Origin of the sequence: Paenibacillus sp. FSL P4-0184 (assembly GCF_038004625.1) — a bacterium.
Lineage (GTDB): Bacteria > Bacillota > Bacilli > Paenibacillales > Paenibacillaceae > Paenibacillus_AQ.
On the sequence record NZ_JBBORN010000001.1, the window covers coordinates 1,603,128 to 1,621,883 of the forward strand.

At 47.4% G+C, this 18,756-nt stretch carries 16 protein-coding genes and 1 pseudogene; 4 read left to right on the plus strand and 13 right to left on the minus strand.

The genetic code is table 11. The annotated features are described in order from the left end of the window. Window positions 1–115 precede the first annotated feature (115 nt). From MKY52_RS06830 to MKY52_RS06845, 4 genes are all read right to left on the minus strand, one after another. Window positions 116–3,343, minus strand: a complete 3,228-nt coding sequence (locus tag MKY52_RS06830) for a cellobiose phosphorylase (protein WP_341050570.1) — start codon at window positions 3,341–3,343, stop codon at window positions 116–118. A gap of 28 nt (window positions 3,344–3,371) precedes the next feature. After that, window positions 3,372–4,709 (minus strand): glycoside hydrolase family 30 protein, encoded by a 1,338-nt coding sequence (locus tag MKY52_RS06835; RefSeq protein WP_341050572.1) that lies wholly within the window; start codon window positions 4,707–4,709, stop codon window positions 3,372–3,374. A 300-nt stretch (window positions 4,710–5,009) separates the two neighbouring features. After that, entirely contained in the window at window positions 5,010–6,029 is a 1,020-nt protein-coding gene (locus MKY52_RS06840) for a LacI family DNA-binding transcriptional regulator (RefSeq protein WP_341050575.1), read from the minus strand. 52 nt (window positions 6,030–6,081) lie between these two features. Next, a complete protein-coding gene (locus MKY52_RS06845; RefSeq protein ID WP_341050577.1) occupies window positions 6,082–6,564 on the minus strand; it encodes a hypothetical protein in 483 nt (160 codons plus the stop codon). A 381-nt stretch (window positions 6,565–6,945) separates the two neighbouring features. Between MKY52_RS06845 and MKY52_RS06850 the strand changes: the two genes are divergently transcribed. Next, on the plus strand, window positions 6,946–7,671 hold the full coding sequence (locus MKY52_RS06850) for an HNH endonuclease (protein WP_341050580.1): 726 nt from the start codon (window positions 6,946–6,948) through the stop codon (window positions 7,669–7,671). A gap of 103 nt (window positions 7,672–7,774) precedes the next feature. Here the strand turns inward: MKY52_RS06850 and MKY52_RS06855 are convergent, their stop codons facing one another. Continuing rightward, entirely contained in the window at window positions 7,775–7,972 is a 198-nt protein-coding gene (locus MKY52_RS06855) for a YwbE family protein (RefSeq protein ID WP_341050583.1), read from the minus strand. A 61-nt stretch (window positions 7,973–8,033) separates the two neighbouring features. On the opposite strand from MKY52_RS06855, the gene MKY52_RS06860 reads away from it, so the two are divergent. Beyond that, window positions 8,034–8,336 carry a hypothetical protein gene (locus MKY52_RS06860; RefSeq protein ID WP_042184436.1) on the plus strand — a complete coding sequence of 101 codons (303 nt, stop codon included), beginning with the start codon at window positions 8,034–8,036 and terminating at the stop codon, window positions 8,334–8,336. Between the two features lie 28 nt (window positions 8,337–8,364). On the opposite strand, the gene sdaAA is transcribed toward MKY52_RS06860, so the two are convergent. From sdaAA to MKY52_RS06875, 3 genes are all read right to left on the minus strand, one after another. After that, entirely contained in the window at window positions 8,365–9,243 is an 879-nt protein-coding gene (sdaAA, locus tag MKY52_RS06865) for an L-serine ammonia-lyase, iron-sulfur-dependent, subunit alpha (protein ID WP_341050586.1), read from the minus strand. After that, window positions 9,240–9,950 carry an L-serine ammonia-lyase, iron-sulfur-dependent subunit beta gene (gene sdaAB, locus MKY52_RS06870; protein ID WP_341050588.1) on the minus strand — a complete coding sequence of 237 codons (711 nt, stop codon included), beginning with the start codon at window positions 9,948–9,950 and terminating at the stop codon, window positions 9,240–9,242. Before sdaAB ends, sdaAA begins: the two co-directional genes overlap by 4 nt. A 300-nt stretch (window positions 9,951–10,250) precedes the next feature. Continuing rightward, window positions 10,251–10,832 (minus strand): DUF4269 domain-containing protein, encoded by a 582-nt coding sequence (locus MKY52_RS06875; protein ID WP_341050591.1) that lies wholly within the window; start codon window positions 10,830–10,832, stop codon window positions 10,251–10,253. A gap of 134 nt (window positions 10,833–10,966) precedes the next feature. Between MKY52_RS06875 and MKY52_RS06880 the strand changes: the two are divergent. Both MKY52_RS06880 and MKY52_RS06885 read left to right on the plus strand, forming a co-directional pair. Continuing rightward, window positions 10,967–11,864, plus strand: a pseudogene (locus MKY52_RS06880) (SDR family oxidoreductase). 32 nt (window positions 11,865–11,896) lie between these two features. Then, a complete protein-coding gene (locus MKY52_RS06885) occupies window positions 11,897–12,352 on the plus strand; it encodes a hypothetical protein (protein WP_076300113.1) in 456 nt (151 codons plus the stop codon). 7 nt (window positions 12,353–12,359) lie between these two features. Here the strand turns inward: MKY52_RS06885 and MKY52_RS06890 are convergent, their stop codons facing one another. The 5 genes from MKY52_RS06890 to MKY52_RS06910 form a co-directional block, all read right to left on the minus strand. Beyond that, window positions 12,360–14,000: an NAD(P)H-hydrate dehydratase gene (locus tag MKY52_RS06890; protein ID WP_341050594.1), complete on the minus strand. Its 1,641-nt coding sequence runs from the start codon at window positions 13,998–14,000 to the stop codon at window positions 12,360–12,362. A gap of 46 nt (window positions 14,001–14,046) precedes the next feature. Further along, window positions 14,047–14,679: an NAD(P)-dependent oxidoreductase gene (locus MKY52_RS06895; protein WP_341050596.1), complete on the minus strand. Its 633-nt coding sequence runs from the start codon at window positions 14,677–14,679 to the stop codon at window positions 14,047–14,049. A gap of 217 nt (window positions 14,680–14,896) precedes the next feature. Then, a complete protein-coding gene (locus tag MKY52_RS06900) occupies window positions 14,897–15,310 on the minus strand; it encodes a GNAT family N-acetyltransferase (RefSeq protein ID WP_341050598.1) in 414 nt (137 codons plus the stop codon). A gap of 246 nt (window positions 15,311–15,556) precedes the next feature. Further along, on the minus strand, window positions 15,557–16,696 hold the full coding sequence (locus MKY52_RS06905) for a glycoside hydrolase family 88 protein (protein ID WP_445670985.1): 1,140 nt from the start codon (window positions 16,694–16,696) through the stop codon (window positions 15,557–15,559). A gap of 42 nt (window positions 16,697–16,738) precedes the next feature. Continuing rightward, entirely contained in the window at window positions 16,739–18,694 is a 1,956-nt protein-coding gene (locus tag MKY52_RS06910; RefSeq protein WP_341050600.1) for an alginate lyase family protein, read from the minus strand. Window positions 18,695–18,756 lie beyond the last annotated feature (62 nt).

Genomic DNA, 18,756 nt, shown 5'->3' on the forward strand with positions numbered 1-18,756 from the left:
TTTCGGATTATAGGTTCCATTTTTCGGGTTCAAGCTAAAACGCCTTCGGTATCCTGTAAGGAATTTCTTATATTTGGAGAAAAAATAGGGGAGGGCCTAGGCCCTCCCTTATTTTCTATGCCATTATTGCTCGAATTTGCTTGATCTCTCCACGCCGCAGAGCCTCTGCCTCATCGCCACGAACGAGTGCTCCTGAAATTCCGGTCACTGTTCCATCGTGATAGACGAGCGTCATGCTCTGAATAACAACCTTCTTCTCCCCAAACGTATTCTCACATTGTGGGTTCGAATAAGTTACTTCCGTGCCACCTAGAAATGTGAAAGAGAGATTGCCTTGTTCATCAAATAGCCAACCTGGTAGAACCGGATCCAAAGATAACGTAAGCTGTCCATCTTCTACTCTGAAAACATGGCTTCCGGCCATCATCGTTCTCCACATACTCAGGAATTCAGCAGTCGATCCACTTAGTCTTGCAACGAACCCTCTACCGTGATTATTAGGATCAGGATTGCCTCCAGTCGCAATAAAGGATGAATTTTCAAGCGTGCTGCGTCCATAGACAGCCGGATCCAGGAACGGAACTAGAGAGGTCTTCAGCTCGCCGTAGAATTCCTCGTATAGCCCGCCCTTCAGCAGCTCAAGCAAATATTTGTAGGACATATGCAAGAAGTTAGACTCCCGCTCTAGCCAGCCTGGCGTAAAGGCTCTCATTCGTCCGATCTCATGAGACTCTCCCTCTAGACTAACCGAGGTTTGATACATAGACGTAGTCGGATCATATAGCTCTGTTTGCTTAATCAAATTATAGATTTGTTTGGCTTGCACCGGATCTTTCAGCGTCTTCAGCCAACGAGTAGGCCCCTCAAGGAAGTATGGCAATGCATAGACCTCAAACTCCTCTACCACAGCTTTTGGGAGGCCGTATCCGCTAAGTACTGGTTGACCTTCAGCATCTGTTACCTGCTGGAATTTCTTCGCCTCAAAGCGGAAATAGGTTGGGGTAAGTCCGTTACCAAGTTCTACTGCCTTGTTGATTCCCTCGTCGATTTTGACCAAGAACTTGGAGAGGGCCTCACGAATGTATTCTAAGGTTACTTCAGACTCAGTTCCAGTAATACCGAAACGGATACGTGCTCTATAAGCCTCACGCGCCGAAGCTACAGTATCCCAATAATTAAATTGTTCCAAATCTCCCGACAGAACCGCCGTGACCGCATGATATACCTCTTCAAGCAACTGTGCAATTTCTTCTGGCAGGTCTACAGCTCCTTGGACGCTTTCTTTGCCGTTCAGAGCATCTAACAAAAAGACTACGGTACGTTTCAGCTCAAAAGTCTCACTCATTCCGGAGCCGAACAATCCAGGCAGTCCATTCATAGCATCGTTCCAGCCCGGCTTATTGCCTTCCATTTCTACACCCATACCGTAAGGGTCAAGCGTAGCAAATTTATTCAAGGCAAGAGACAACATCTTTACGAACAGATTGGTGTGGTAAATGGCGCCGTGACCGCCTTCAGTACGCAGCCAATGGGTATCTCCAGCTTTCCATTTCAGCTTGTGCAGCTTCTCCTCATCCTCAAGGAGTGCGCCATATTGCCGGGCCTTTCCGTCACTGATTACATATTTCTCACTGCGTGGCAGCACATACGCTGGGCTGTCATAGAACGCATAAGTGTTATCCCCAAATAGAAGCTCCTGCTTTTTGTCAGGGAAGATATCCAAGTAACCTACTACCAGATCCATATTATATGTCCAGTGATCCGACCAGAAGCCTTCGCCAAAAGCTGCCTCAATGTTTTGCTGTGACAGGGCAAGTAATCCCGACAAAAATTGTTGCTCGCTTACCTTCAAGGTAACGTTATGATCCGCAATATAGTTCACTAAGCTACCTGGTGTGAACCGAGTGCTGCACAGCTTTACAAGCTCAGCTTGATGATCTGCCGCAGCTTCTCCAATCCACTCCGCAGCTTGTGCCTTACTATCCGGTTTCACTTCAAAGGTTGTTCCTTGCACGCTCAGTGGATTGTAACCATCCGCCTGAATCAAGCTATAGAACATTTTGATGTTAAAGCTACCCACCTTCGGATTAAAAAACACATCATTCCGACGATTCTGATTCATATCACGGAAGTTTCCGTTCCCCTGTGAATAATATTCTGGGGCGAGTGAGAAGAAATTGTAGTCACGCTCCAAGTCACCGTGCTTACGCGAATATAAGTGAACTACAAAGCCATCACCACCATTGTCAAAGACAAAAGGATAGCCTCCTCGCAGGAAGTTATCGAGATAGGATTGACGGCAATACGCATCAAACACAGCCGATGAAGTGTGAGTAGCAATGTCTTTCGTTAATTCCTCCGTCAGACCTGCGGCCTCTTGAGATTTAGACAGGATATATTCATCGCGGCATAACTGCTCCGCCTTCTTATTGATTTTGTCGATGTCATTTACATGTCCAACCAGTGTATTCAGGATCAGATTGCTACCTGGTGCTAAACGTCTTGCCACTCCGCTAAAACCGCACGGAACCTTGTTGACCGGGTATTGCGAAAGCTCGCCCAGTTCGGCAAGGGTTAATCCCGCAAAGCGGTCTGGGTACGTAAGCGAGGTATTGCCACCAAAGACTAGCTCGAAATCGACGATTGGCGAGACTTTTTCTCCTTCTCCAGTGAATGACAGGTAGAAATGGCCATTGGTAATTTCGCTAACCTGTGCATCATCATTGGTGCTGGAACGCAGCTTATAGAACGGAATGCCATTCTCTAAGTTGTATACGTCCATCCAGCTGCGCAGCAGATTCCCTATTTCCTTGTATCCGCTGTTCTCTACGCCGTAAGGCAAGATTTCAGGCAGACCATCCATCAGCTCCAGCTCGATCTCTTTACCGCCGATGTTCTCAATCTCTACCCGACGTACCAATGCTGCATAATCGTCATTAGGCAAATTAAAATAGTGTACGGTCGTCTTCAGACCATGTGCGGCATGGCTTTCTTCAATAGTAAGCCCATTAGGCAAAATGGTCATGAGGCGCTTTGCAGCAGGATCTGGACGTGCAGATTGAAACGGTTCATAAATCTCTTGCTCGCCTTTAATTTTGATAAAGGTTCTGAAACCGGTCGTCCCTACGTTCTTATAAGAGATATTTGCAGGAGAGAATTCCATGATCGGCGAATTCTTATCGCGTACCCCGAAGCTGCAGATGGCCTGACCCCGATTCACATAAAAAGTCCACATCGGAATTCCCTTCAGTCCGGCAAGACCCGGTAAGAAACTGGAAAAAGGCTTTCCTTCATCAAATTGCTCCATTACAAATGTACCTGATTCGAAATAATAGTTGCTCATATTTATGTCCTCCTAAGTTGTAGATTATTTATGAAATCAAATGCGTTACGATGGAATGAGGTGATAGCTCGCAGCTTGCAATCTCTTCGCCTAGACCTAGCGTTACATTGTGCTCTTCTTCACTTTCATTCATCAGTACGACAGCAATACTACCGTCAGGATTACGGAATGCTGTGGTTAAGATACCTTCCGCTTCAGATGTAAATCCGATCCGTACAGCACCTGGCGCAATGAATTTACTGAAATGCCCAATGTAATAATAGGAGCTGTTATAATGCACCTCATCTGTTGTCGTATCTGCAATAATCGGCGCATCGCAGAGATTGCCTACATGGTTAGGTCCTCCAGTCTCATCCAATACCAGGTTCCAATCCAGGTATCCTTCTGTCCATGCATTGAGATCTCCAATCATGTTTCTGCCGTAACGTTCGCCAGTAAACCATTCCCCCAGCTTAACGCCGCCCTCTTGGCAGCCCTCTGTGAACAATAGATGCTTGTCAGGAAATAAATCATGTACCTTTTCTACTTTGTCGAACTCCTCGCCTCCGTACCAGTGAATACCTGTACCCCACACATACTTTGCAGCCTCAGGATCAGATAATACTGCCGAAGCACGCTCGACCATAATATCGCGGTTATGATCCCAGATTACAATGTTCACATCTGAATGGCCGGTCTGATGCATCACCGGTCCAAGATGATTTTTAACAAAATCCCGTTCCTCTTCCGCACTATAAATACATGAATCCCAGACCTGAACGGCAGCCGGCTCATTTTGCACGGAAACTGCCCAAATCGGTACTCCCTCTTTTTCATAAGCTTCAATGAATTTCGTATAGTAGCGTGCCCAAACTTCTGCGTATTCCGGCTTCAGTGATCCACCGTTATTCATTTCTCCATTTGTTTTCATCCATGCTGGAGGGCTCCAAGGAGAAGCCAGCATTGTGAATGCACCGCCTCTTACTTCCATGGCATCTTTTATCAGCGGAAGTACCCACTTATGGTCATGTGAGATATCAAAAGTAGCTAGCTCTGTGTCATGATCAGCAACATACGTATAATTTCCGAGGGCAAAATCACAGCTGTGAATATGAACACGACCCATGCTATAGCCTAATCCCTCTACTGGATGGAAGTAACGATGAATAACCTCTGCTCGTTTCTCGGAGCTCAGACGTGACAACGTATAAGCAGCAGCTTCAGTGAAAGCGCCGCCAAATCCAATCATCTTTTGAAACTCCTGCTCTGGCTTAATCTCCACATCGGCAGACCCAGATCCTGCTCTTGCGCTAAAAACAATTGCATCTTTTGGAGTTAAGCGTTCCCCTGTATCTTTTGCAGTTACCACAGTTTGAACTTTTGCCATTTCATCCATCTCCTCTGAATTGTTTTCTTACCAAAGCACTAGTCTTTACTGGATCATCTTCCGATGTTATAGATTCGGAGCAATGAACCATCAAATCGAAACAATCGAAACCGGTTTCGATTGTTTCGAAAAAAAATGATCTTCCAAATCAATTGAAAGAGCATTTATAACAATGGGTCTATTATAGCTCCATCTCACTAAATAAGATGTGCCAAATACCACTATCTCATAAGAACAATTGAAAGCTATACTTTCTTTTACTTTAGCAGGACTCTTTTCAGTTCGTCAAGATTTATCAGACTACTTTCCGCTAATCGGAGGTGCACAGGATTCCCGTTCAACCACTTCCACCGGAACTAAAATCGCTTCCTTATCTAATACTTTACCTTCAATTGATGCTAAAAGAATGTCCGCCGCTTGGCTTCCAAGAAGCTCCGTATCCTGACGTACCGTTGTCAATGCAGGTGTAACGTATTCGGCAAGATCGATGTCATCGTAACCCATAACTGAAATATCCATTGGTACGGAAAGTCCACTATCTTTAGCGGCCATAATTGCCCCTAAGGCTAGTAAGTCACCCGAAGCAAAGACGGCGGTTGGACGTTCAGGGAGCTTAAGAAGCTCCAGCATCGCGTTATAGCCACTTTCCCGAGAATAAAAGGCTCCGTTTACAACATAGGACTTAGGCACTTTAAACCCTTGTTGCTTCATAGCGGTCTTGTAACCCAACTCCCGCATTTTACCTGGAAATGTGTTCATCCCTCCGGATATATGGGCAATTTTGCGATGCCCCATAGAGGCTAGATACTCCACTGCCAGCTGGGCTCCAGATGTATTATCTGAGCATACCGTATGCGTCTCAGAAGTCTCAAAATCCATAATAACCGTAGGAATATCACTCTCAAGCAGTTCACGGAAATAAGGATCCTCATAATCGGACAAGAAGACAACTACACCGTCTACGCCACGAATCCTGCAATTCTCTAAATAACCGCTTTGCTTACCACCGACATCTTTGGAGATAAACATGAGGGCATACCCTTTTTCCACGGCAACCTTCTTAAAGCTCTCGATCACAGCGCTGAAAAAAGGATGGCGAATACCAAATCCCGTATTCTCTACGAACAGCACGCCGATGGTCCACGATTTCTTAGTGGTCAATGTACGGGCATGTGAATTTGGCAAATATCCCATTTCTTGGGCAACCCGGAATATTTCCTGACGAGTTTTCTCACGTACGTCGGAATAATTATTAAACGCCTTAGATACCGTTGTTGGAGAGTAACCGGTTCTTTTGGCAATATCGTATATCGTTGTCAAATCGGCTCGCTCCTTGCCCTGACAAATGAAATGCCTTTTGTTCACTGCAATTTTAACGTCTTTCCGTACCGCCGTCCAGCGAAAAGTAACTTTGTACAGAGGGGAGTAGTGTAACGGCCTGAATCAACAGCCCTAGACTCATATAGATCAGATGTATAATTGCAACACTATTCAGCATGTACGTCTGCACCGTTATCCAAATGATTTGCCCAAACCCGATATACAGAGACAAAGACCAGAAGCTATATAATTGCTTGAACGGATTTAATCGTTCCACCAAGTGCCACTGAGGTCTCTTGACCAGACCATAAACAACGAGGAGGGGCAGTAATCCAAATACGATAAATAGCAGAATACCAGGGAATAAAAAATCTGAGAATGGCGATCTTTCCAGCATAGAAGTCGGCATTTTCATTAGATCCCCGCTTGGATCTATTACAAGAGCACCGCCCCCTCCTAACGCTCCAACCCCCAAAAAAATAAGAAGAATATAAAGCCATGTTACTGTACCCGGCCTTCCCTTCGTTAATTCCATTTCACTACCCCATTTCAATATAAGAATTAGAGCAACCTTATTTTGATAACGATTTTACCCTCCTTCTATTTTACAAGTTTTCCCTGTTTACCGCCGAGATGCATATCACAAACTTAGCAGTGATTTCGCTTTTTTTACGTACGATGTGAACAGCAGCGCTTTACGGTATACTAAGTTTAGAAGCTAACCTTTCACCTGACGGATCTCATAAATAGAAACCATTGAATCACAAGTACAAACGCTTTCGTCGTCCCTATAAGGGCGGTAAGCGTTTAGCGAGAAATTTAAGACATAAAGTATGGTGTGAAACCTATAGTTTCTTATATTTAAAAAAACAAGGAGACAGGACATGCGTACACATGCGCTGCACCTAACATACTTATGAATGATACCGACCTTCTATCTACCAAACAGTGTGCTTATTGCCACAAACAGAAGCCGCTCTCTGAGTTTCGCAGACGTACAGGCAAACGTTCCAAGGGGCAGTCACGCCGTGGTGCCTGCCGTGAATGTAGGAAACAACGGGAAACACTAAATATAAACCTCACAGCAAACCCCTTACTGGTGAAGCTTGATACGATCCAAACCCATCAGCACACTCTATTGGAGCGTCCCAAAGAGGGAAAGCCGTCTTCCGCTGCTGCTTCTTCAGGACAATCTAATCCGAACCGACGCGTACGAGGTTTGGAACAGCGAAGAAAACGGCAGCATTCTCAAGGCACAAAGCTAAATCCCGAAGATCCAACCCAATTGATTCCTTCTACCAAAGGGATGATTCTAATGCGCGGTCATAGCGACAAGGGACGGCGCTGGCATCAGGAGATTGATCTAGCGCTTGCAATTACCCTGGTCAGGGAACATGCCGCTATCGTTGTAAACCGTCGAACTATTCGACGATTGTATAGTAATAAGGATTTTCGCGCTTATATACTAGCCAGAGACAATTACACCTGCTACTTCTGCGGCGCTTATGGGGACACCATTGATCATTTACTACCTCGTGCTAAAGGTGGTCATACAACCCCAGATAATTGCGTCTGCGCTTGCACGTTATGTAATCAGACTAAAGCTGATAAATCTGTTGAGGATTTTATGGGCCGAATATAACAACTTAAACCAAAAAGCCCTAATTCGTAGGTTGTTCTGTTTCCCTGAACAGAACAACCTACGAGATTAGGGTCGCTTTTTAATATGGAGAAGTGTAGTTTATTTAGTTGCCTGTAATATTCTTAACTCGTCCTACCTGTCCGCTAGTCAATCTGACCTTAATGCCATGCGGATGCCGAGGCGAGTTCGTGAGAATATCTTTCACCGTACCGTGTGTTAGCTTGCCTGTAGGCTGATCCTGCTTAAGTACAATATCCACTTCAAGCCCAGGATGAATATCCGCTCTTACTTGTCCGTTCATGATGTAATCCCCTTTCATGGGTTATAATGTTGTCAACTACAATAGATAAGGATGAGACGTTATGGCCTTCGGCATCAATAGAGAAGAATTATCCCGGTGGAAAAAAGCGGTCTCCGCAGGAGAGATCGCCTTCTTGACTCATTATTGGCTGGATCCACGCTTTCCCGGCATCACTACCGTCACCAAGGTGGGCTGTAGTGATCTTACCACACTGAAACACTGGTGCGAGGAGAATGGATTGCCTGCCCAATATATTCATAATCGTTCATCGTTTCCCCACTTTGACCTCATTGGACCTAGGCAGGCAGAAATCCTTCGACAAGAAGGTCAATGGGATCAGCTGGAACGTTTCAAACTGCTCTAAATACAATTTGTGATTTGAGACGTATTAATTACTTCTTTTTGCGTAAATCCTGCATGATTTTACGGCCGGTAGGTGTCTGTGCTAAACCGCCCCCTGCAGTCTCGCGGTGTTTCTCTGGCATAGCTGAGCCTACCTCGAGCATGACCTTGATAACTTCATCAGAAGGAATCACACTACGAACACCTGCCAGTGCCATATCTGCGGCAGCAAGTGCAGTAACTGCACCGAATCCGTTTCTAACAATACAAGGAATCTCAACAAGTCCGCCAACCGGATCACAAATCAGGCCTAAAGTGTTCTTAAGTGCTAACCCGACAGCATGCACTGCTTGTGCAGGCGTTCCGCCGCGTAGCTCGGTTAACGCGCCTGCTGCCATCCCAATGGCAGAACCTACCTCAGCTTGACAGCCGCCTTCCGCACCCGATACAAAGGAGTTATTGGCGATGACATAACCGATGGCCCCGGCTGCGAACAATCCGGATACCATGTAGTCATCATCCCAGCCAAACCGTTCCTGACAGCTGAGAAATACACCCGGAATAATCCCGCATGAACCAGCAGTAGGCGTCGCAATGATCCGGCCCATAGAAGCATTCACTTCGGATACAGCCAGCGCGTAAGCCATAGCTTGACCTGCAGGTCCACCTAGGCATGGCTCATTAGCCGCGTTGTATGCTCCTACCCGTTGGGCATCCATGCCTGTAAGGCCGCTGCGCGAAGTTGTATCTTCATGCATCCCGCGATGAACAGCCTCTTTCATCACGCCATAATATTCACGCATCGTGGAAAATTCATGATCACTGGAACGTCCAGATTCCGCGCTTTGCTCTTCGAGCATAAGTGCTCCAATCGTGAGACCACGTTCCTCACACAATACAGCCAGCTCGCTAAGTGTTTGAAAATTCATGTTAAACTTTCCTTCCCCTTCTCATCTTGCTTACCTTCGTTTAAATTAACCAACTTCACGGATTTCACAGCAGTGAGCGCTTTAAGCGCTTCAAGAAGCTCCAGTGTAGCCGCTTCATCCAGCTCCAGCACCGTTAAGGCTGCACCACTACGATTCTTACGATCCAGAGACATATGCCCTATATTAAACTGTCCGTTACGCATCACTTCCGTAACACTCGCCAGAACACCTAAATAATCCATATGATTAATCAGAACCGTCGGATAGATCCCCGTAAGCTTCACTCCAAAACCGTCGATATCAACAATCTCGATGTTTCCGCCACCAATAGATGTCCCTGTTAGTGTCAGTTCGCTTCCTGTTTCTTGTCCGATGAGATGCAGCTTAACGGTGTTCGGATGTGGGAACAGACCTGTTCCTTGCTTAAAAGAAACTTCCATCCCGGCTTCGACCGCCAGTTCTAGAGAATCTGGAAGCCGATGATCGTCAGTAGTGAAATCAAGTAACCCTCCAACAATCGCTCGATCTGTGCCATGTCCCTGATAAGTTGCTGCAAAAGAACCAAAAAACGTTACTTCAGCCACACGCGGTACTTCACCCAACACCTGCCTTGCAGCCCTCCCGATCCGTGCCGCCCCAGCGGTATGTGAGCTTGAAGGACCGACCATCGCCGGACCAATAATTGAAAATACATCCTTAAAACGCATAAAAGACCTCCTGCCTGCAAGAATAGGCAATTATCGTACTCCTATATAGTATACTGCACTAGCAGTCGGAGTTCACCGTGACATTTGCTGTGATATCCAAATGCCTGACTTTGCGTATTCAAAGGCTAGTATTTCTATTTCATGTCCTGAGTATCACAAGATATCCTGGGAGCACAGCATAATTCCATCTCTATTCTGCCAGCCCATCCCTTCCCAGAACCCTCTTCCATGTTCATTGGATTCAATAACCATCAGATGGCACTTAGCAATACCGGCTGCGCGGAGATTCTCAAGACAAGATCATACTTGTTCCCTCGCTGAAACAGAATGACATAAAGCATGAAGAGCGCTCCGAGGAAGCTTTTTCAGCTCCAGCAGCGCTTCGTAAGGATCGCCCTCTAATCCCATAGCTTTTGCAAAGGCAGGCTCTGTCTTACATCCGCTTGATTTTAAAAGAATGATCCGTTCGCGAAAATCATCATCCATCTGAGCTAAAATTTCAGCTTCAACGATCATATGCAAATAACCATTCTGGAGCTCCGTTCGCCTCGGCTGTCCAAACAGTTCGATAGGCCAGCCCTTTACCATAAAGTTAATTTTCGTTCGAGGAATGCCTTGAACCACTCGTGATTCGCTAACAAACCCCTCCATAGCTCCAAAATATCGAACAACTAGCGCCTTAAACTTCATAGGATCATAAACCTCACAAATGATATCCAAATCGCTGCCCTCCACTTGAATTCCAAGCGGTATTGTCCCAACCAACAAAGGGTTATAGTCCTTTAGCAAATTCATAATATCGAGCTCTAAAAGAAGGTTATAGACCTCTTTCTGAACCGCGGTTCCATGAATCAAATCATCGATATTTCGCCAATCATTCATTTTGGACAAGTGCCTCCTCCGACTCGGGTTTATAAACGCATATCTATGTATTGATGACAGCGCACGCTTTTCTGGGCGCATGCATAGAAATATACGGAAGGTAAAACGCAAGGAGGTTATTTCAAAAAAAATGAATCCCATCTACCCCCTATTATGGGGATCGGACAGTATGTAAAGAGCAGCCTATTGCTTTTCCTCCACAGCATCAAGATCGTCACCCGGGCCTGGAGAGTCTGATGAATCCTCGTCCCATCAGTGAAAACCCGGAAATTATCGGCAGTGGAAAACTGAAGGGAAAGGTTGCACTCATCACCGGAGGCGACAGCGGGAATGGTAAAGCCGCAGCCATTGCTTTTGCAAAAGAAGGTGCAGACATTGCTATAGCTTATTTATACGAAGCCTCAGATGCGGAAGTCACTCAAAAGCGGATCGAAGAATTAGGGCAACACTGTCTAAGGATTGAAGTTGATTTACGCCATAAGGAGAATTGCTTCAGGGCTGTGGAGCATACGATCCGCACCTTCGGCAAGCTGGACATTCTGGTCAATAATTACAGGGTCCAATATCCACAAAAAAGTATTTTGGATATCACAGAAGGGCAATTGTACCAGACGTTCCAGACGAATATCTTTCCATTCTTTTACCTCACTCAGGCCGTACTTCCACATCTTAAAAAAGGTGCATCCATCATTAATACCGCTTCCATTACTGCCTATCAAGGAAATAAGGAGCTCATAGATTATTCCTCCACCAAAGGGGCGGTGGTCTCTTTTTACCCGTTCTTTAGCCTTATCTCTCGTAGACGCTGGCGTCCGTGTCAACAGTGTAGCTCCCGGTCCGGTATGGACCCCACTGATTCCCTCAAGCTACTCTGCAGAGGAAGTTAGTATCTTTGGTACAGATACACCCTTTAAACGTGCTGCACAGCCTTATGAGCTAGCAGGAGCATATCTCTTTTTAGCGGGCCCTGATTCTTCATATGTTACCGGGACATGTATACATGTCAACGGTGGAGATATGGTCACCAGCTGATACACAACTCACCATGAGAGGAATGTATACCTATGAATAAGATGCCCGATTATGATATTCCTTCTGTCCGTTTAACAAGTGGCATGTATGCCTTAACAAAATTAGCCTGCGCAGGGCTGACATACGTCCTTATCTCCTTACTTATGCTTGGGTTTCCACAACATAACGGCATACCAGAGGGTTGGCCACTTTCGATCCCCTATGCGATTTACGCTTATGGACTGCCAGCTGCACTAGTAGCCGATGTTCTGCTGCGCCTCCTGCGTACCACATCCCACATCGTTTCCCTTGTTGTATACGTAGCCGCAGGTTTCGGTGCAGGTCTATGGCTGGCAGCAGAACAAGGTGCAGAGCTACTGCTGTGGGGCCTGGCTGGAATTTTGGGACTGTTGCTGCTACGAGTGACGCAACTGGGTGTAGAGCGTTCCCCTCTGTTACTGCCTGTGTTTGCACTATTTCTACCGCTGCTCTGCTTGCTGCTGTTATAAGCTGCACTCAGAGTGCTTCTATGATATCACCGGCAATAATAGCCGCTGGATTATTCCGCTGACGGGCGGCTCTCTCCCCTGCTAATCCGTGTAGATATACACCAAAAGCTGCTGCCTGCGCCTCATTAAGTCCCTGAGCCAGCAGGCTGGAAATGATGCCCGTTAGCACATCACCGGCTCCACCAGTACCCATGCCGGGATGGCCTGTGGTGTTTACATAAGCTTGCCCTTCAGGCGTTGCTATAACCGTATGTGCTCCTTTTAATACAAGCGTAACCCCATGCTCTTTCGCATATCCCATAGCCAGACTGATGCGGTCCCGTTGCACCTCAGCTGTTGTTATACTAGCAAGACGGGCCATCTCACCTGGATGAGGCGTCAGAATCACCGGATGGCGTCTACTTGCCCAGCTCTTGTAATCAGCGTCAGCTAATATATTTAAAGCATCCGCATCGATCACCAGAGGACAATCCGTCCCTTCCCAGAGATTGCGAAGCCATTCTGTATCAGCCTCGAATCGACCAAGACCGGGACCAATGGCAAGAACATCTCGCTCTTTACTTAGCTTCAGTAGCTCTGAAACGCTCCCTGCTTGCCAGGTTCCATCTTCATTGCCCCCAACATCGGCTAACATGAGTTCAGGGGCAGAACCGATGATATAGGGCAGCAGCTTCTGAGGAAGCGCCCATGTCACTAATCCGCAGCCTGCCCGGAGCGCAGCACGGGCAGAGAGCAGTCCGGCGCCGCTCAATCTTAAGGTGCCGGCAGCAAGAAGGACATGCCCATAAGTACCCTTATGGCCTTCAGGCGAACGCCGGCGGGCCAGATCTACGCCCAGATGGGCATGCAGCACTTCCGGTGTCAGCAGGTGAACCTGCACACCGCTTTCAGGGGCCAAAGAAGACGGAATGCCGATGGCCCGGACCTTCACATACCCCGCTGCGCCTGCACCGGGGTATTGCAGGAGGCCTCGCTTGAGAAACGCGAGGCAAACCGTCACCGACGCATGAATGCAAGGCTCATGCGTCTCACCGGTGTCCGCGTTCAGACCACTCGGGATGTCCGCGGACACGATCACTTTGCCGCTGCTATTCGCTGCGGCAATCAGCTCCGCATAGGCGCCGCGCGGGGCTCCCGCGGCGCCGGTGCCGAGCAGCGCATCCAAGATGCCGCTGCACTCGGCAAGGTCCAGCCGATCCCTGCCGTATACCACGGCAGGAAGGCCCATGGCTGCAGCCGCATCGCGCTGCAGGGCGGCCTCGCCGGAGAGCGACTCCGGCGGCACCGCATAAACGAGCGTGACGGCGATGCCGGTCTCGCGAAGATACCGTGCGGCGGCGAGGCCATCGCCGCCGTTGTTGCCTTTGCCGACGAGGATGAACCATCGCTCGGTGGCGGCATTGTCCAGGGTCAGCGCATGATCTGCGCTGACCTGAAATGCCGCGCTAGCTGGCGCGGCATCCTTCCCAGCGTCTTCCCATCCGGCTGCATTGCTGCAGCCCTCTCCACCTCTCCGCCGGCACAGCGCAACGATCTCCTCTGCGATCACTCTTCCCGCATTCTCCATCAGCGCAATAGCTGGAATCCCCAGCCGCTGGATTGTTTCTCCGTCCAGCCGCCGCATTTGCTCAGCAGTTACCAGATACATGGTTCGGCCCCTTTCCGCTACACTTCAATCCACAACTAGCTTGATATCAATAAGCTACAGTAAATCTCGTCCGGCTAAAATTCCCTTCCTCCAGCTCGTCCACCATAGCTACAGCAAAATCCTCTACACTGATCAAGCTTTCGCCATTCTCATCAAAAACGAGACGGTCGAGTCCAATGCGGAATTGACCTGTACGTCGACCTGAATGAACTACCGCAGCAGGACTGGCATACGTATAGTCCAGTTCTGTGTTTTTGTAAATTTCATAAGCTTCCGCATGAGCCTCTGCCAATGGTCTAATCTCAGCTGGGAAGTCTGCCGTATCCATCAACAGCTCTCCAGATTCAGTCTTCAAACTCCCTGCACCACCCACAACTAGCAGTCGATTGAGCCCAGCTTCTTGCATCCCCTCAACAATCGCCTTAGCCGCTGTTAGCAAATCCTTCTCTTGGCCGAGTACTGGACCGTATGCACTGATTACCTCTTCATGTCCACGGACCGCAGCTGCAACTGAAGCAGGATCTAGAACATCTACAGTCGTGATATGCAGACGTTCATGTTCAAGAGTTACTGATTCTGGATTCCGTACCGCAGCTGTTACCTCATGTTTTCTTTTTAAAGCCTCCTGTACAATCGCCTTTCCAATCGTTCCTGATGCACCCAATACTACAACATCCATCTGTTTTTTCCTCACTTTTTCCGGGTAAGGCCAGCGTGCGGCCTTCCTACTTATTTATATTTTTCAATACTCGTCTCAATAGCCTTTCCCTTACAACCTTTAATCATTATTTATCGCCTGCGGTCCATTCGAAATCAAATCGCATACGTTAACTTCCAAACGAAAAACCCCTTCACCAATACAAGGGGCAATCTCTACTAAGTAGCATGTCCTCACATTAAGGGCGCAAAAACATTCCCTGAGAACGTGGCATGACCGATTCAAAGCCATATTGTGCATACAATTTAGAGGCTTCCCCATCCGCGATTAGACTGACATAAGCTTTGTCCGGTACAGTATGAAGAAATTCCCTGATTTCCCCCATGATCAATTTCCCTAAACCGCGACCCTGATATGAAGGCTTCACTGCGATATCCGTAACCTGAAAAAAGCATCCCCCATCGCCAATCACCCTGCCCATCCCGATCAAGGTATCCTCCTCATACAAGGTTACCGCAAAAATAGAACGTGGCAGCCCTATCGCAGCCCCTTCCGCGCTCATTGGACTCAGTCCAGCCTCTTTTCTCAGCGCTAAATACTGTTCCACTGAAGGACATTCATGACGTATATCCAGCTTTCCTGTTGTCCCCAAAACTGCTCGCCCCCTAGCTTTATATGATAAACCAAGCTTAACACCGTTCAGCATTGCTGTTCCAACTATATACGACTCAATGGTGCACAGGCAAGACTCGCCTCCATCGAATATACAATAGCCGCCTGGCACTTACGCTAGGCGGCTTTTTTTATCAACGATTTTCATTATTATGAAGTATTATCTTCTTATTAAATAGGCGATTACTCCCAATAATCTGGTTAACTGATCTGGTATATCGTTTTACTACCACAAGAACAAGTCGTTCCCCTTTAACTTAAAAATAGCTTCCATAAAAAAATAATCGCCATAAATGATTGAAACATGAATGTCTTTATGATGATACGCTGCTGAACCGCCCATTAAAAGATGATCGGAATCGGTCGTCCAGTCGCAGCGAGTAGCGTCCACTGTTTTCAGGAGCTTCAGCGCAGCGTTCAGGTAGACCTCCTTTTCGTGCTCGCCAACAACTTGGGCGATCTCGATCAGTCCGCAAGCTGCGATCACCGCTGCCGTGGAGTCTTCGTAAGCGGGCTCCTTCGGTTGCCGGAAATCGATTGGAATAACCCCGTTATCCGGAATATTAGCCATAAAATAATGGGCCACCCGTTTGGCCGCCTGCAAATACTCCGGCTTTCCCGTTTGCGTATAACTGATCATAAAGCCGTATAAAGCCCAGGTCTGCCCACGTGTCCAGGACGAGCCATCCTCGTAGCCTTGGCCGCCGTAAGTTCGGACAACGCCTCCATGGAACGGATCGAACTCCACGATATGATTCACGGAACCGTCCGGCCTGATAAAAGCTTCTAGAGCAGTGTCCGCATGCCTCATTGCGATTTGCGCATATCGCGGATCTTTAGTCTCTTCGCTCGCCCAATAGAGAAGCGGGAGATTCATCATGCAGTCCACGATCGCCCACCCTCTTGTATCTTCGCTGGCCGTATCATCGTTCCAAGCGCGGATAAATCCGCCTGCCAGATTAAATCGTCCAGCAAGTAAGTTGGCGGCATGCATTGCCCTCTTACGAGATTCCAGATTTCCGGTCACTTTATAATTGGCCAAGCTCGTAGGCAACCACATAAATCCGACATCATGATGGAGACCGTAGAATTGATGGAAGCAGGCATCCAATGCATCCTCCGTGAAATTGGCGATTTCCTTGTACTTATCAGCGCCGGTTTCATGGTGCATGAGCCACATCATACCGCCCCAAAATCCATTCGTCCACCAGTTGATATCTTTTTCGATCTGATTGTCGTGCGTGCCATTTCTTGTCGTGTATGGAATTTTGTTTCTTGATCGTTCACATACGACGTCCATTTTGCCCGTTAGTTTAGCTATGACATTATCTACCCAAATTTGATCATCAGCCTGAAGGTTCAACAATCTGCTCACTCCTATTTTTAACTTTCTAAGGGTCCACCCTTTTCAAGCCCGTTTGCTTATGTGCATATCTCTTTCGTTTATCGAAACCAAGTACTGATCTCCAAGCTCGAAGCTAAATACACCTTCCTCTTCTTCAATAATCTGAACGGCAGGCTGTTGCCCCCCTTGAAAAGGAATAAGCACGGTCAAGAAAGTCATAGTACCGCTGTACCTATCCTGAAAGCGGATCCTTGTCGAAGGCCTTGAGATATCGGTCTCATCGGACAGCCTTCCCTCCAGAAGATCCAATTTCCCCGTATGGCTTGTCGCAATCGCCAGATTTGCAATATCGCTAGTCGCAATCACGCCGCCTAGGCTCTCTTTCACCTCGACAAAATCCAGATGGAAATAACGCTGAACGCTACGATCATTTAGTCCTTCTACCCGATCTGCAATAACAATGAACCGATTATCGACTAGTGAAATATGCCGATGATGGACAACCGGATCATAGTTTGTATGGCTGGCGCTGGCGAGCTGGTAGAAGCCTCTATCCTCTACATTGTAGATTCCACCAGGCTTTTGTGGCCCAAATGTAAAGGAATTAATATACTCGAAATGATCTCGCTCATCGATCAGCAGCGTAGAGTGATAATTCGAGCTCTTAAACTGCTTACGGTCCTCATCATTCCGATAACAAAAAAATCCGGGATCGCAAATCATGTCTTTTCCAAGCGCCGTAAAATCAAAGCTCATCAGATCGATATGGGCATGGGCATTCTGAATCGGGCTTTTACATGTAAACAAAAAACTGAGAGCCTTCGAATCCCAGCCACTGCGGATAATTGCTTGATCCAATGCACGATTCCAGAATGTCGTGGGCTTATCCAATACAAACTCTCTATCCTGCAAGGAATACAGCTCCTCCACAAATTGGCGGACATCGAGCGCTCTCCATACATGCTTACTAGCTTCCCTTACAACTTCGTGTACATCAATCAAATTCGTTGCAAGCCCTAGCCAGGAGCTATCATTCAAGGCATAATACCCATAAACGCCAGACATTACCGCAAGCGGATTTGCAAAAGAGTCTCCGACAGGTACACATTTCCCGGTTGGTCTTAACGAGTAGATCGAGTAATCCAAATTCTTTCTGAACCGTTCCATGTACTCCGCAGAGAACTCAAAATCGAAACGTTTAGCCAGAACGACAGCCAGCCCGAACCAGAACATGCAGCCATTATGATACGATGGACAGCCTTCAATTTGACCGCCATCCTCTGTCAGTTGCGCCATGCTGCACTTTTCGATGCCCTCGATCGCAAAAGCCTTCCATTCCTCAGCTTCTTTCAGCTCGGGAAAGTAAAGAGCAGTCGTCAGAAGGCCCAAACATTCCATTAAATAATGGTTATGATCCGCTTTAGGCCACAGCTGAGGCGACACGTTACGCAAAGCTTTTACTTGCTTGTAAATGACCGTTAAATACTGCTCTAATACTGCCTCCGTAAACAGCTCCGAGCGGCCTAGATGCTCCAAGACAAGCGGCCAAATTTTGTAGCCCCGGATACCAATCTCCAAAACCCTCAGCGGATGGCATTCCGTAAAATAGCCAATCGGCTTATCGAGTAAGTCCTCGGGAATAGTGACTGTTTCGATCCAGTCCAGCATTTCATCGATGACCTTGAGTCCGTATTTCGCGTCCTTGGTGAGCGAGTAGGCTTCCAGCAAATCCTGCCAATGCGTCATGCGGTTCAGCTGCCATAAATATTCATTGTCATTATGTCTGCGCTCTAGCCAGCTAGGCGGATTCCCGACAAACTCCCTGACTCCCCCTGTGCCAGGAAGCATGATCATTCCTTGATAGGCGAATTCAGCATTCGCGATAGTCTCACGCACGTGATCAGGCATATGTGCTGCGATATAGGCGGCTTTCTCGTCCATCGGCTCAAGCCGTGATCGCAAGTTAGCTAACAGCTCCGTCGTAGACATCGGCTCTTTCAGCAATGATTGCAGATTCATTTATTCATCTCCATTATGTTATTTCGGATTCGAAATGCCCCCTCCGAAATCATCAAGACTCC